Origin of the sequence: Citrobacter sp. TBCS-15, assembly GCF_005280815.1 — a bacterium.
GTDB classification, from domain to species: domain Bacteria; phylum Pseudomonadota; class Gammaproteobacteria; order Enterobacterales; family Enterobacteriaceae; genus Citrobacter; species Citrobacter werkmanii.
The window spans coordinates 301,281-316,518 of the sequence record NZ_SZWK01000102.1; the positions used below are offsets into that span (position 1 = coordinate 301,281).

At 50.9% G+C, this 15,238-nt stretch carries 13 protein-coding genes; 5 read left to right on the forward strand and 8 right to left on the reverse strand.

Annotated elements, in window-relative coordinates; genetic code table 11:
• Positions 1-76 precede the first annotated feature (76 nt).
• Together FDW96_RS08170 and FDW96_RS08175 are read right to left on the reverse strand one after the other, a co-directional pair.
• The gene (locus tag FDW96_RS08170) at positions 77-1,462 is read right to left on the reverse strand and encodes a NarK family nitrate/nitrite MFS transporter (RefSeq protein WP_079224170.1); all 1,386 of its coding nucleotides are present in this window, start codon (positions 1,460-1,462) and stop codon (positions 77-79) included.
• Between the two features lie 211 nt (positions 1,463-1,673).
• The gene (locus FDW96_RS08175; RefSeq protein WP_079224172.1) at positions 1,674-2,252 is read right to left on the reverse strand and encodes a TetR family transcriptional regulator; all 579 of its coding nucleotides are present in this window, start codon (positions 2,250-2,252) and stop codon (positions 1,674-1,676) included.
• Positions 2,253-2,369: 117 nt separating this feature from the next.
• Between FDW96_RS08175 and FDW96_RS08180 the strand changes: the two genes are divergently transcribed.
• Positions 2,370-3,857 carry an MFS transporter gene (locus FDW96_RS08180; RefSeq protein ID WP_137350222.1) on the forward strand — a complete coding sequence of 496 codons (1,488 nt, stop codon included), beginning with the start codon at positions 2,370-2,372 and terminating at the stop codon, positions 3,855-3,857.
• On the opposite strand, the gene FDW96_RS08185 is transcribed toward FDW96_RS08180, so the two are convergent.
• The 3 genes from FDW96_RS08185 to yddG all read right to left on the reverse strand — a co-directional run bounded on the left by FDW96_RS08185 (position 3,858) and on the right by yddG (position 6,801).
• Positions 3,858-4,238 carry a GFA family protein gene (locus FDW96_RS08185; RefSeq protein WP_087856632.1) on the reverse strand — a complete coding sequence of 127 codons (381 nt, stop codon included), beginning with the start codon at positions 4,236-4,238 and terminating at the stop codon, positions 3,858-3,860. It abuts the gene before it with no gap.
• A 143-nt stretch (positions 4,239-4,381) separates the two neighbouring features.
• Entirely contained in the window at positions 4,382-5,461 is a 1,080-nt protein-coding gene (gene ompD, locus FDW96_RS08190) for a porin OmpD (RefSeq protein ID WP_137350221.1), read from the reverse strand.
• A gap of 458 nt (positions 5,462-5,919) precedes the next feature.
• Positions 5,920-6,801: an aromatic amino acid efflux DMT transporter YddG gene (gene yddG / locus FDW96_RS08195; protein WP_042308348.1), complete on the reverse strand. Its 882-nt coding sequence runs from the start codon at positions 6,799-6,801 to the stop codon at positions 5,920-5,922.
• A gap of 286 nt (positions 6,802-7,087) precedes the next feature.
• Between yddG and fdnG the strand changes: the two genes are divergently transcribed.
• From fdnG to FDW96_RS08215, 4 genes are all read left to right on the forward strand, one after another.
• Positions 7,088-10,135 (forward strand): formate dehydrogenase-N subunit alpha, encoded by a 3,048-nt coding sequence (fdnG, locus tag FDW96_RS08200; protein WP_137350219.1) that lies wholly within the window; start codon positions 7,088-7,090, stop codon positions 10,133-10,135.
• A 12-nt stretch (positions 10,136-10,147) separates the two neighbouring features.
• The gene (gene fdnH, locus FDW96_RS08205; RefSeq protein WP_042308353.1) at positions 10,148-11,032 is read left to right on the forward strand and encodes a formate dehydrogenase N subunit beta; all 885 of its coding nucleotides are present in this window, start codon (positions 10,148-10,150) and stop codon (positions 11,030-11,032) included.
• The gene (fdnI, locus tag FDW96_RS08210; protein ID WP_016153106.1) at positions 11,025-11,681 is read left to right on the forward strand and encodes a formate dehydrogenase-N subunit gamma; all 657 of its coding nucleotides are present in this window, start codon (positions 11,025-11,027) and stop codon (positions 11,679-11,681) included. The genes fdnH and fdnI overlap by 8 nt, the downstream gene beginning before the upstream one ends.
• Before the next feature lie 127 nt (positions 11,682-11,808).
• Entirely contained in the window at positions 11,809-12,408 is a 600-nt protein-coding gene (locus FDW96_RS08215; RefSeq protein WP_061381323.1) for an inorganic diphosphatase, read from the forward strand.
• A 47-nt stretch (positions 12,409-12,455) separates the two neighbouring features.
• Here FDW96_RS08215 and FDW96_RS08220 read toward each other — a convergent pair whose 3' ends face one another.
• The 3 genes from FDW96_RS08220 to FDW96_RS08230 all read right to left on the reverse strand — a co-directional run bounded on the left by FDW96_RS08220 (position 12,456) and on the right by FDW96_RS08230 (position 14,942).
• Positions 12,456-12,740 carry a HigA family addiction module antitoxin gene (locus FDW96_RS08220; protein ID WP_061381324.1) on the reverse strand — a complete coding sequence of 95 codons (285 nt, stop codon included), beginning with the start codon at positions 12,738-12,740 and terminating at the stop codon, positions 12,456-12,458.
• Entirely contained in the window at positions 12,740-13,018 is a 279-nt protein-coding gene (locus tag FDW96_RS08225) for a type II toxin-antitoxin system RelE/ParE family toxin (protein WP_061381325.1), read from the reverse strand. The genes FDW96_RS08220 and FDW96_RS08225 overlap by 1 nt, the downstream gene beginning before the upstream one ends.
• Positions 13,019-13,226: 208 nt before the next feature.
• Positions 13,227-14,942, reverse strand: a complete 1,716-nt coding sequence (locus tag FDW96_RS08230) for an ABC-F family ATP-binding cassette domain-containing protein (protein WP_137365512.1) — start codon at positions 14,940-14,942, stop codon at positions 13,227-13,229.
• Positions 14,943-15,238: the final 296 nt, after the last annotated feature.

Here is a 15,238-nt window from a genome sequence, read left to right on the forward strand (position 1 = left end):
CTGCTTCGATAATATTGCCGACGGTGAATCGCACACCAGGTCTGCCTGAATGTCCGAGCCTGCGGTATCCATTTCGTTATTTTTTTTGTGATTTACGGCCATAGACCAGCCAGGTCACCAGCACACAGACGATGTAAAACACCAAAAATATTTTCATAGCCCCCACCGGAGAGCCGGTAAGCGCCAGGGATGAACCAAACGCTTTGGGGATGAAGAAGCCCCCCACAGCGCCGATGGCAGAGATGAATCCAAGCGCTGCGGCGGTGTCGGTTACCGCTTCACGCTGGGCCTGTTCCTCTGTGCCACCGCGCAGTTTCACCCGGTAAATCGTGATTTTGCGAAAGATCACCGCAATCATCTGGAAGGTCGACCCGCTTCCCAGACCCGCGGTCAGGAACAGCCCCATAAACACCAGATAGAAGGCGACAAAGTTTCCTTCTCCTGAGCCCGGCAGAGTAAGAAACAGCAGGGCGCTGAACAGTGCCATAAAGATGAAGTTAATTAACGTGACGCGTACACCGCCGAACTTGTCAGAGATAACGCCGCCCGCCGATCGCGCAAGCGCGCCGATGAAGGGGCCGAAGAACGCCAGTTGCAGAATATTCACGTCAGGAAATTGGGTTTTCGCCAGCATGGCAAAACCAGCCGAAAAGCCGATAAATGACCCGAAAGTCGCGAGATACAGCAGGCTTAACAGCCACAAGTGAAAACGCTTGAGGACCGGTAGCTGGGAAGCAATAGAAGCCTTCGAACTGGCAATATCATTCATTCCCATGCCTGCCGCCAGGGTGGCTATCAGCAGAAGTGGAACCCAAATCCATGCGGCATTGGCCAGCGACAGTAATGAGCCGTCAGCTTGCGGTACACTCTGGACGCCCAAAAAGGTAAATATGGGCAGAAAAATCACCAGCGGCGCGATTAGCTGCATCACGCTGACGCCGAGGTTGCCAAGGCCGCCGTTAACCCCCAACGCACTGCCTTGCTTTGCTTTGGGGAAGAAAAAGCTGATGTTGCCCATGCTGGAGGCAAAGTTAGCGCCAGCAAAACCGCACATCAGCGCAATAATAATAAATACTCCAAACGGAGTAGCGGTATTTTGCACGGCAAATCCCAGCCAGACGCAGGGAATAACCAGAATAATCGTGCTAAAAATGGTCCAACGGCGACCGCCAAATATAGGTACCATAAAGGAGTAGGGGACGCGCAATATTGCCCCAGAAAGGGAGGGTAATGCCGTTAATAAAAACAGTTGATCGGTGGTGAAATTAAAACCAATTTTATTCAGATTGACGGCTACGGCGCTAAACAGCATCCAGACACAGAAGGCAAGTAAAAGGCAACTTACTGATATCCAAAGATTTCTACGGGCAATGTGCTTGCCTTTGTTTTCCCAAAAGGCGGGGTTTTCTGGTTTCCAGTCAGTCAAAAGATAACGATTATTTTTCTCATTTGATGATGACATATTATTCTCCATGCACATGCCGTTCATGAAAAAGAAATAAACGCATACAGGCCGCGCGGCTTCTTTTTAGAAACTATTGAAAGGTTTTGGGAATATTGACTGAAAGAATAGATAAAAAAGCGCAATAACGCGGGATGAGGGGAGAATTACATGTTGGTTAAGTGTTACTAATTGTAAACTTAAAGGGTCTATTGTTTATTCATCTATAACATTAGCTAAATAACTCCAGCGTAATCATACGATCCAGGTGACGATCGAAAGCAGGATCGGCCATTTCCTCGATGCCCAACATATACATACCATCCAGGCCGCACACCAGTGCGATTAAACGCCATGCGACGTCAGCGGCATCTGGGGTGGATGAAAACTCACCGGCTTTCTGTCCCTGAATGATGATATTGGCCGTTTCCTCATGCCACATCCGCATGGTTAGCAGATAGGCGCTTTTGATTTCTGGATCTTTACCGGCTACAACCTGCGCTTCACGCCACAGCTTAATGTAGGGTTCGAAGCCGCCATCTTCACTGCCCAGCATGGCATGCAGTTGCTCACGGAAGCTGGCATCCTCACTGACCAGTTCCGCATCAAGCAGGGTACGGATCAGGCGCACAAAAGCCTGAGACTTGAGTTCACCGGCAGAGGCAAAATGATGATGCACCTGACCCGTCGCCACATGGGCTTCCGCCGCTATACGTCGTACGGTCATGGCAGTAAACCCTTCTTCCAGCGCAACGCGCATCGCCGCTTGCAGAATCACTTCCCGACGTTCATCCCGGTTCAGATAGCTCATCATTCCTCCTGTATCTCTATAGCACGCAGTCTAACAAAAAGTTGGACATACGTTCAATTTTCCGTAGGATCGCAAAAGCTGGACATGTGTCCAGTTTCGGTTTCGTTAGGGAGTTTTATGTTTCGTCAGTGGTTAACGTTAGTCATTATTGTACTGGTCTACATCCCTGTTGCGATTGATGCAACGGTGCTGCACGTTGCCGCGCCCACGCTGAGTATGACGCTGGGTGCCAGTGGCAACGAGCTGCTGTGGATTATTGATATTTATTCCCTGGTAATGGCCGGCATGGTGTTGCCAATGGGGGCATTGGGCGATCGCATCGGTTTTAAACGTCTGCTGCTGTTGGGCGGGGGCTTATTTGGTCTGGCATCGCTGGCCGCCGCTTTTGCCCACAGCGCCAGTTGGCTGATTGCCACGCGGGCGGTATTGGCGATCGGGGCGGCGATGATTGTTCCGGCTACGCTGGCGGGTATTCGTTCCACCTTTGCCGAGCAGCGTCATCGCAATATGGCGCTCGGCGTCTGGGCCGCCGTTGGGTCCGGCGGCGCGGCGTTTGGGCCATTAGTGGGCGGCATACTGCTGGAGCACTTCTATTGGGGATCCGTGTTCTTAATCAATGTGCCTATTGTTGTGGTGGTAATGGCATTGACGGCTCGTTTCGTGCCGCGCCAGGCTGGACGTCGAGATCAATCGTTAAATTTCGGTCATGCGATAATGCTGATTGTCGCTATTCTGCTGCTGGTCTATAGCGCCAAAACCGCACTGAAAGGTCATATGGCGACCATTGCCATCGTGCTGACATTGTTAACCGGAGCATTGCTGTTGGGGCAGTTTGTCCGTATCCAGCTAGCGGCTTCCCGGCCAATGATTGATATGCGGCTGTTCACGCATCGCATTATCTTAAGCGGCGTAGTAATGGCGATGACCGCGATGATTACGCTGGTTGGTTTCGAATTGCTGATGGCTCAGGAGCTCCAGTTTGTCCACGGTTTGACGCCGTATCAGGCTGGGCTGTTTATGCTGCCGGTGATGCTGGCAAGTGGTTTCAGCGGCCCCATTGCAGGCATGTTGGTGTCACGTCTGGGATTACGTTGTGTGGCAACGGCGGGCATGGCGCTCAGCGCCGTCAGTTTTTACGGTCTGGCGATGACGGATTTCAGTACGCAGCAAATACAAGCGTGGATATTGATGGCCTTGCTCGGATTCAGTGCGGCAAGTGCGCTTTTGGCCTCAACTGCGGCAATCATGGCAGCAGCACCGGCAGAAAAAGCGGCAGCGGCTGGCGCCATTGAGACGATGGCTTATGAACTTGGCGCCGGGCTTGGCATCGCTATTTTTGGCTTACTGTTGAGCCGTAGCTTTTCTGCCTCAATTCTGCCGCCAGCCGGACTCAATCCGCAGGAGATAGAGCGCGCCTCATCATCAATGGGCGAAGCGGTGCAACTGGCGCATTCGCTCCCGTCGTCGCTGAGTGAGGCATTGCTGGCGGCTGCCAGAGAAGCCTTTACCTGGTCACATAGCGTGGCCTTAAGCAGCGCTGGCAGTATGCTTATCGTATTAGCGATAGGGATGTGGTTCAGTCTGGCAAAGATACAGCGTCAATAACTAGTGGGCTAAATGACAGGGGTAATCCATCTCTTCGACTTCTTTTCCACTCAAGCGAGCGTATTGCCCCGTCAGTCTCCAGAATGCAGGTTGAGTTTCCGTATAGATCTCTGCCGCTAACACCAGGCGGCGGCGATCTACCTCGTTAAGTTCCAGTAGCGTCCACGGCACAAAATAGCGTTCGCTACCCGTCAGGGTAAACCACAGCGGGCACCCACAGCCGGAACAGAAGAAACGTTCACCACGATTTGAAGAAGGAAAGTGCGAGGGTTGGGCTGAATCCGGCGACATCTGCGGATGAGCGCTGGCCTCCAGATACATAGCGATGCCACCCGACCATTTCTGACACAATGTACAGTGGCAGGCATAGACATCCAGCATTTCGACGTCAACGGTAAAATGACTCTGTCCGCAAAGACAACGACCAGTGAACGTCTGCACGGCATACTCCTTATGACCGAGACTACATCAAGAGAAAAAGCCAGCCCTGAAAGGACTGGCTTTGTATTCAGACTACAACAAAATTAGAACTGGTAGTTCAGACCAACAGCCACGATGTTGTCAGTGCTTACGCCGGCAGCATTGGTGAAGGCATTGTCATCCAGCAGGTTGATTTTGTAATCAACGAAGGTAGACATGTTTTTGTTGAAGTAGTAGGTAGCACCCAGGTCTACGTATTCAACCAGATCCTGATCGCCGTAATTGTTGATGTCTTTACCTTTGGATTTCAGGTAAGCAACGGACGGACGCAGACCGAAGTCGAACTGGTACTGTGCAACAACTTCAAAGTTCTGTGCTTTATCAGCGATACCGTTAACTTTAGAACCATAGGTGGTCATGTTGCGGGTTTCGGAGTAGGTGGTTGCCAGGTAGATGTTGTTCGCATCATATTTCAGACCAGCAGCCCATACTTCAGCGTTTTTACCGTCAGCTTTGAACGCGCTGCCAGCACGGCTCTGAGAGTCAGTACGGTCAGATTTCGCATAGGTAGCACCTACGCCGAAGCCTTCATACTCGTAAGTAGAAGACAGACCGAAACCGTCGCCATTAGCTTCTTTGTCGTTGCTACGGTCATTTTTGCCCTGATACTGAGCGGCAAAGTTCAGACCTTCAACCAGACCGAAGAAATCGGTGTTACGGTAGGTTGCGACGCCGGTAGTACGGCCAGTCATGAATACGTCAGTCTGGGTCCAGGTATCGCCACCGAACTCTGGCAGAACGTCGGTCCATGCGCCGATGTCGTAAGCTACGCCGTAGTTACGACCGTAGTCGAAAGAACCGTATTCAGCGAATTTCAGGCCAGCGAATGCCAGACGGGTTTTGTCTGCTTCGGAACCCTGATCTTCAGAACGGTTGCCTTTGAATTCATATTCCCACTGACCAAAACCAACCAGCTGGTCGTTGATCTGAGTTTCGCCTTTGAAGCCCAGACGCGCATAGGTTTTGTCGCCATCGCTGCTGGTGTCATCAGAGAAATAATGCTGAGCGTGAACTTTACCGTAGATATCCAGTTTGTTTGCGTCTTTGTTATATACCTCAGCCGCGTTTACTGCACCTGCCGCCAACAGGCTAGTCACTGCCACTGCAACTAATTTAAGTTTCATTCTAAATAATCCTTATAATTTTTTCTTGGTGTGTTTCCTAAACCATTGCTAAACGAAGGGGTTCGTCAATGGCAAACCATTTTTAAATGACGCAGTGGTATAAGTTCAATAATAAGTTTCATAATATTGCGAAATATTTGAAGTTGTGTGATCCAGATCTACATAATACAGCTGATTATATTAATCTTAATATGTGACAGATCTGGTTAGATATATTTACGCAGGGGACTATTATGGCAACTATGATTTAAATGGCGTTAGTTTCGCTTGTATAATATATACATGCGGAGGGTTATAGATAAACATGAAATACTTTCACGCGTTAACTAATAATCATATATTTAACATTTAATTAAACAAATATAAACATAAAACACAAGTGCAATGAGCATAATTATCCATCAGTCTGGCTAAAGTATAGCCGGATTTTATTTGTTTGTGATAAAACCCGGTTTTTTTCAGGCGCGGCGAGTTGCCACCCAGCAGAGCAGTGAGCCAGCGCAGACCATCAGCGCGCCTTGCCAAAAAGAAAGTGAGAGCGGGGCGCTGAGTAGCACGGCAGCCAGCGCGGAGGACAGTACGGGAGTAAAATAAGAACCTACCGCCATAATGGTGACATTACCGTGCAAAATACCAATATTCCACGCAGCATAGGCAAATCCTAATGTTAATGCTGCAGTGAACATCTTTATCGTCACCGGAGTGCTGAAAACCATCTCCGGCTGTGGGGTGACAAAATAGTAAATCCACAGACTTGCGGCGGTAAGTAAAACGAACACCGTGATGCCGTTAAAGCCTTTTGCATATTTATTGGTCACTGTGCAATATGTGGCCCAGATAAAAGCTCCCAGAAAGGCGAGAAAATAGCTGAGTGGACTACTGGCAACATTGCTGATAATTTCGCCTGGATTGAGACCATTTTCACCGCCCAGTACCCAACAAACGCCGGTCAATGCGATAATTAGTCCTGGAATGACCAACCAGGTTGATTTTTGACCATTAAATAATATGGCGAACAATATCGTCAGGCTTGGCCAAAGATAATTTACCATCCCCACTTCAATAGCCTGATGACGGGTAGCGGCATAACCCAGGGCCAGCGCTAAACAAATTTCATAGCTCACAAAAAGCACGCTACCGGCGATTAAATAACGAACAGGAATTTTTCTGATATTTGGAAATCCGACGGTAAATATGAGCAACAGGCCGCTTAATGAAAAAATCATCGCTGCGCCGCCAGCAGGTCCCAGTCCCTCACTTACTCCCCGAATAAGTCCAACCATCGTGCTCCAGAGTACGATGGCAATCAGACCAATTAACGTTGCTTTTTGTTTTGTCATTCTGTTTCTCTGTCCATGCCACTGGCAAAAAATAAGCTGAAATTTATAGCACTTTTACACCATAGCGCGCTAATTAATTACCTTTTACGTACCTCCTTATGGGTACAAGGGTTAAACAAAGTGCACTATTTAGTAGCGGAACCGTTTCGTTTTTGATTTGACGCAAAAAAAATATGGATATAGCTGATAGTTTCGTCGCGAAGTTGTACATGTCATCTTTCAGGCTGCCTCGATTACGCGCTTTGAGAGATTTCTTGTACGAATCCCTGCAAAAAAGAGGAAAGCAATGGACGTCAGCCGCAGACAATTTTTTAAAATCTGCGCGGGCGGTATGGCGGGAACAACAGTAGCCGCTCTGGGTTTTGCACCCAAAATGGCACTGGCTCAGGCGCGAAATTATAAGTTATTACGCGCCAAAGAGATCCGAAACACCTGCACATACTGTTCCGTAGGTTGCGGGCTATTAATGTATAGCCTGGGTGATGGAGCAAAAAACGCCAAAGAGTCGATTTACCATATTGAAGGGGATCCGGATCATCCGGTGAGCCGAGGGGCATTATGTCCTAAGGGCGCAGGATTACTGGATTACGTACACAGTGAAAACCGTCTGCGTTACCCGGAATATCGCGCTCCAGGTTCCGACAAATGGCAGCGTATCAGCTGGGATGAAGCTTTCTCCCGCATCGCGAAGCTGATGAAAACTGACCGTGACGCCAACTTTATTGAGAAAAATGAGCAGGGCGTAACGGTTAACCGCTGGCTTTCCACCGGGATGCTGTGTGCATCTGCAGCCAGTAATGAAACCGGCATGCTGACGCAAAAATTTGTGCGCTCACTCGGCATGCTGGCAGTAGACAACCAGGCGCGCGTTTGACACGGACCAACGGTAGCAAGTCTTGCTCCAACATTTGGTCGCGGTGCGATGACCAACCACTGGGTTGATATTAAAAATGCTAACGTCGTGATGGTGATGGGCGGTAACGCCGCTGAAGCACATCCGGTGGGATTCCGCTGGGCGATGGAAGCTAAAAACAACAATGACGCCACGCTGATTGTTGTTGACCCTCGTTTTACACGTACAGCCTCGGTGGCGGATATTTACGCACCGATCCGTTCCGGCACGGACATTACGTTCCTGTCCGGCGTTTTGCTGTACCTGATTGAAAACAACAAAATCAACGCTGAATACGTTAAGCATTACACCAACGCCAGCCTGCTGGTGCGGGAAGACTTTACGTTCGAAGACGGCCTGTTCAGCGGCTACGATGCGGAAAAGCGTCAGTACGATAAATCGTCCTGGAACTATCAGTTCGATGAAAACGGCTACGCCAAACGCGATGAGACATTAAGCCATCCGCGCTGCGTATGGAACCTGCTGAAACAGCATGTATCCCGCTACACGCCGGCTGTGGTGGAAAACATCTGTGGTACGCCGAAAGAAGACTTCCTGAAAGTCTGCGAAGTGCTGGCCTCCACCAGCGCGCCCGATCGTACCACCACCTTCCTGTATGCGCTGGGCTGGACGCAGCATACCGTCGGGGCGCAAAACATCCGCACCATGGCGATGATCCAGCTGCTGCTCGGTAATATGGGGATGGCCGGTGGTGGTGTCAACGCCTTGCGCGGTCACTCCAACATTCAGGGGTTAACCGACTTAGGTCTACTCTCTACCAGCCTGCCGGGCTACCTGACGCTGCCGTCAGAGAAACAGACAGATCTGCAAACCTATCTGGCTGCGAACACGCCAAAAGCGACATTGGCCGATCAGGTTAACTACTGGGGCAACTATCCGAAGTTTTTCGTTAGCCTGATGAAATCCTTCTACGGCAATGCGGCGCAGAAAGAGAATGACTGGGGCTTTGAGTGGTTGCCGAAGTGGGATCAGTCCTACGACGTGATCAAGTACTTCAACATGATGGACAGCGGAAAAGTCACCGGTTACATCTGTCAGGGCTTTAACCCGGTTGCGTCCTTCCCGGACAAAAACAAAGTGGTGCAGTCCCTGAGCAAACTGAAGTATCTGGTCGTTATCGATCCGCTGGTGACAGAAACTTCAACGTTCTGGCAAAACCACGGCGAATCAAACGATGTTGATCCGGCATCTATCCAGACCGAAGTCTTCCGTTTGCCGTCAACCTGCTTTGCGGAAGAGGACGGTTCAATTGCCAACTCCGGTCGCTGGTTGCAGTGGCACTGGAAAGGTCAGGACGCGCCGGGCGAAGCCCGTAACGACGGCGAAATTCTGGCCGGTATATACCACCGTCTGCGCGATATGTATCGCACCGAGGGCGGTAAAGCCGCAGAACCTGTACTGAAAATGAGCTGGAACTATAAGCAGCCGGACGAACCACATTCAGAGGAAGTGGCGAAAGAGAACAACGGCTACGCGCTGGAAGATCTCTATGATGCCAACGGTGTGCTGATTGCGAAGAAAGGCCAGTTGCTCAATAGCTTTGCGCTGCTGCGTGATGATGGTACTACGTCATCTTCCTGCTGGATTTATACCGGGAGCTGGACCGAGCAGGGCAACCAGATGGCCAACCGCGATAACTCCGACCCGTCAGGGCTGGGTAATACGTTGGGTTGGGCATGGGCATGGCCACTGAACCGTCGCGTTCTGTATAACCGCGCGTCAGCGGATCCGCAGGGTAAACCGTGGGATCCAAAACGCATGCTGATCCAGTGGAGCGGTACGAAATGGACGGGGAATGACATCCCGGACTTCAACACCGCGGCACCAGGCAGCGGCACCAATCCGTTTATCATGCAACCGGAAGGTCTGGGACGTCTGTTCGCCATTGATAAGATGGCGGAAGGGCCGTTCCCGGAACACTACGAGCCGATGGAAACGCCGCTGGGTACAAATCCGCTGCACCCGAACGTAATCTCCAACCCGGCAGCCCGTCTGTACGAGGCGGATAAGCTACGTATGGGCACCAAACAGGATTTCCCGTACGTTGGGACGACTTATCGTCTGACCGAACACTTCCATACCTGGACCAAGCACGCATTGCTGAATGCGATTGCCCAACCAGAACAGTTTGTGGAAATCAGCGAAACGCTGGCGGCAGCGAAAGGTATTAATAACGGCGATCACGTGAAAGTCAGCAGCAAACGTGGATTTATTCGCGCAGTTGCGGTGGTGACACGTCGTTTGCGTACTCTGAACGTCAACGGTCAGCAGGTCGAAACGGTTGGGATCCCGATCCACTGGGGCTTTGAAGGAGTCGCGCGTAAAGGCTTTATCGCCAACACCCTGACGCCGAATGTCGGTGATGCAAACTCGCAAACGCCGGAATACAAAGCGTTTTTAGTTAACATCGAGAAGGCGTAAGGGGGCGAATATATGTCTATGGAAACGCAGGACATCATCAAACGGTCCGCAACAAACTCCATCACGCCGCCGCCTCAGGCCCGTGATTACAAAGCAGAGGTCGCGAAACTGATCGATGTGTCCACCTGTATAGGCTGTAAGGCCTGCCAGGTGGCATGTTCAGAGTGGAACGATATCCGCGATGAAGTCGGCCATTGCGTCGGGGTGTATGACAACCCTGCCGATCTCAGCGCCAAATCCTGGACGGTAATGCGATTTAGCGAAACCGAACAGAACGGCAAGCTGGAGTGGCTAATTCGTAAAGACGGCTGTATGCACTGTGAAGATCCGGGCTGCCTGAAGGCGTGCCCGTCTGCCGGGGCGATTATTCAGTACGCCAACGGGATTGTCGATTTCCAGTCAGAGCACTGCATTGGCTGTGGCTACTGTATTGCCGGGTGTCCATTTAATATTCCGCGCCTCAATAAAGAGGATAACCGCGTGTATAAATGTACGCTGTGTGTGGACCGCGTCAGCGTCGGGCAGGAACCTGCCTGCGTCAAGACCTGTCCGACCGGGGCAATACATTTCGGCACTAAGCAGGAAATGCTGGAAATGGGCGAACAGCGGGTGGCCAAACTGAAAGCACGCGGTTATGAACACGCCGGTCTCTACAACCCGGAAGGTGTTGGGGGGACGCATGTGATGTACGTTCTGCACCATGCCAACCAGCCTGAGCTGTACCACGGCCTGCCGAAAGAACCGCAGATCGATACCTCTATCAATCTGTGGAAAGGGGCGCTGAAACCGCTGGCCGCAGCCGGATTTATCGCCACCTTCGCCGGACTTATTTACCACTACGTTGGTATTGGTCCGAATAAGGAAGTGGACGACGACGAGGAGGATCATCATGAGTAAGTCGAAAATGATTGTGCGCACGAAGTTTATCGACCGCGCCTGTCACTGGACGGTGGTGATCTGCTTCTTCCTGGTGGCGCTGTCGGGAATTTCCTTTTTCTTCCCGACTCTGCAATGGCTGACGCAGACTTTCGGTACACCGCAGATGGGGCGTATTTTACACCCGTTCTTCGGACTGCTGATCTTCGTGGCGTTAATGTTCATGTTTGTACGCTTTGTTCACCACAATATCCCGGATAAAAAAGATATCCCGTGGCTGAAAAACATTGTGGAAGTGCTGAAAGGCAATGAACATAAAGTGGCGGATGTGGGCAAGTACAACGCCGGACAGAAAATGATGTTCTGGTCGATCATGAGCATGATTTTCGTGCTGCTGATTACCGGCATTATTATCTGGCGTCCGTACTTTGCGCAGTTCTTCCCGATGCAGGTCGTGCGTTACAGCCTGCTGATCCATGCTGCGGCGGGCATTATCCTGATGCACGCCATCCTCATTCATATGTATATGGCATTCTGGGTGAAAGGTTCGATTAAAGGCATGGTGGAAGGGAAAGTGAGCCGTCGCTGGGCGAAGAAGCACCACCCGCGTTGGTATCGCGAAGTCGAAAGACAAGAAGCGAAAAAAGAGAGCGAGGAAGGGGTTAATTAATCCCAGACGTTCTCCACGTAATGGCGCTACATCGGTAGCGCCATTTTTTTGCCAAAAAAACGTCATGTTACTGTCATCTGCTAAACGTAAGGTATTGTCTTTCCAATAATAGAAGAGTTAAAAGACAATGCATCTGGTGAAAAAATTACTCGCAGTTAGCGTGTTTCTTTGTGCGTCCGCTCAGGCGCAGAACATCCTCGAATTTCCTCAGCCGGAAAATAACCCGGAAGAGTTTTATGCCGTAACTGAAATTCCGGCAGGTGGAATGATTAAATATGAAACCGACGCCAAAACTGGTTTTATCGTTGCTGACCGTTTCCAGTCTATGCCGGTTGCTTATCCCGCCAACTACGGTTCACTAACCCAGTCTTTAGCCGGTGACGGCGACCCGCTGGACGTCATCTTTTATACCCGTGCGCCGTTGGCCCCTGGAACATTGATTAAGCTGCGCGCCATTGGCGTGCTGAAGATGATCGACGGCGGAGAAAAGGACGACAAAATTGTCGCCGTTCCGGCCAGTAAAATTGACCCGACTTATGATGGCATCAAAGAGCTGAGCGATCTGCCCAAGATTGAAGTGCAACGCCTGGAATCTTTCTTCCGCGTGTACAAAGATCTGCCGGAAGGGCGCAAGAAGGTCGAATTAAACGGTTTCAACGACGCCGCCACGGCTAAGCAAGAGATCAAACAGGCCTGGGATGCCTGGAAAGAGAAAAAACCAAAGTAATAAATGGCATGCCGGATGGCAAAAGTTTATCCGGCATTCAACTTTTATCACTGCACTGCCAGTTTGCGCAGGCGTGAAGTATCCACGTTTTTTTGGGCCTCTGCCAGGCTCCAGGTATTTTGCAGGTTTAACCACATTTCGGGTGAACTACCAATTACGACAGAGAGTTTGATCGCCATCTCAGGCGTGAGGGCCGCTTTCCCGGCTAATAGTCGGCTTGCCGTCGAAGGTGCAATCTCCATCGCCCTGGCAAATTCGCGCAGACTGACATTGAGTTCGTCCAGTGCTTCCTGAATGATATCCCCAGGGCGGGGATGATTTGCCATTTTCATCAATGATAGTCCTCGTAGTCCAGTATGTACGCGTCGCCATTGACGAATTCAAACGTAATACGCCAGTTACCTGAAACAGAAATTGCCCAAACTCCATCACGCTCGCCTATAAGAGAATGAAGCTTATAACCGGGCATATTGATATCTGTAACCTTACTTGCCGCATCAATAACAGCAAGTCTGTGTCGTAATCGTCGGACATGCTTCGCCATAACGCCTGATGTTCGCCCATGAAGAAACAAGTCACGCAATCCTTTGTGTCTGAAGTTCATGATCATCCATATCTTCCTTGTTCCTTCAAGAGGAACATTACCATTAATGTTCCTTTAAGCGCAACACCAGGATTGCGATGTTTTAAATTTTGCGGCGAATGTGCACAAAGAAAAAGGGAGAAGGGGAATATCTGGAAAGCGTCACGCAAGAATTGCCGGATGACGGGCCTACACGCACATTTTGCTGATGTAGGCCGCCATCCGGCAATGCGGTTTACTCCAGTTGTGAGTTCAGCCGCGCAATCTCCTTACGCCATTGCGCCTGTAACAGCGGTTTTTGATGCTTCGGCTTACGAGCGAGATCGTCGGCCAGCCGCTGCTCCAGTTCGAGAAGTTGTTCCAGTAACGCATCACTGTCGCAGCTTATTTCATTTCTCGCTTCGACCACCATTTTCGGGACAGGTATCTCAGCAGATGTTTCCCGAATTCGCGCGTTGATCGCGTCCAGATCGTGCCATTCGCTGAGTTCGCCGTTATCAATAAACCAGAACCGGTTACAACTTTTGCTGATAAGCTGGCGATCGTGGCTTACCAGCAGCACGCCTCCGTGATAGCTTTGCAGCGTTTCAGCCAGCGCCTCTTTGCCTTCCATATCCAGATGGTTGGTCGGTTCATCGAGCATCAGCAGGCTATAACGCGCCAGAGTCAGTCCAACAAACAATAACCGGGAGCGCTCACCACCGCTTAATGTACTGACCCGCTGCGCGTGACGAACCCATGGAAAGCCCGCGCTAATCAGCGCCATTTTGCGGATATCAGGCTGAGGAGCGAACGCTTCCAGCGCGTCAAACAGCGAATCGTCATCAGCGAGTTGGTGCAGCGTCTGATCGTAATACCCCAGCGTAACGCGCGGGTGTAACACCAATGAAGGCGATGCCAGCTGTGACTGAAACTGTTGCCAGATAAGCCTTAACAACGATGATTTCCCGCAACCGTTGCGCCCGACAATCGCTACGCGATCGCCGCTTTTTACGCGGATACCGGCTATCGAAAACAGCGAATCTGCGCCATGAGCAGGGGCTACGGACAGATGAGTCATCTCCAGCAAACGATCCGCACGCAGGGCATCACCCTGCAATGTTAGTGTCCACTGACTTCCCGAGGTTACTTCGGTCTGTACCTCTTTCAGGCGCAGCACTTGTTTTTCCATCTGCCTGGCTTTACGGGAAAGGTCTTCGTTGTCGTAGACCCGCCCCCAGGTCGCAAGCCGTTTGGCGCTGGCGGTGACGCGATCGATCTCCTTTTGTTCAGCCTTATGGCGCAAGGCATCGCTGGTGTCTCTGTCTACCAGAGCCTGACGCGCCGCGCTACAGGGGAGATCGAAGGCATGCAGGGTGCGATCGCGCAGGATCCAGGTTCCGTGAGTCACGGCATCCAGCAACTGCGGGTCGTGGGAAACAACCACAAAACTACCAGACCAGTTCTGTAAGAACTGTTCCAGCCACAGTAATGTGGGCAAATCCAGGTGGTTACCTGGCTCATCCAACAGTAGCAGGTCAGGGTTTCGCATCAGCGCCCGCGCTAATAACAGACGCGTGTGTTGTCCGCCGCTCAGCGTTTGTGCTGTCAGAGATAAATTCTCCGGCGTGAAACCCATTTCGGCCAGCAACGCTTCCACTCGCCATTGCTGGCTCGCGCGTTCATGCTCGGGAAGTTGAGCAAGCACCGCCTCTTGCAACGTCAGCGGCAGTATATCGTCAGGTAAATGTTGCTCCACACGCGCAAGATGACAGTGATTCGCCTGCGCAATTGTCCCACTGGTGGGTGAAATCGTGCCATCGAGTAGTTTTAACAGCGTACTTTTGCCGCAGCCGTTGTAACCGATAAGTCCGATGCGGTCGCCTTTTTTCAGGGTGAAAGAAAGATCGTCGAATAGCGTATCGAATGCCGTATCAACGTGTAAGGATTGTGCGGTTAGTAATGTGCTCATTGTTGCTTACTCAAGAGTTACAGGCGTAAAAACGCCTCGTCAAACATCGCTGACGATAACCCGGTAAGCCCGAGAGAAGGGGATTGAGAAGTTAGCTTCGCTCAAGCAGAAGTTATCGCAGCACGATACCGATAACGCTTGAGCACTGGCGATCGCCAAAAGCATGTGAAACGATAAAACGTTCACAGTACAGCATAAGTATCCTCCTTTTGTTTTTCAGAATGTTAATCGGTGATGAAAGTGTAATCGCAACATACGCAGTAGCGCAAGCTTTGAACGCCCAGCAGATTACAAGA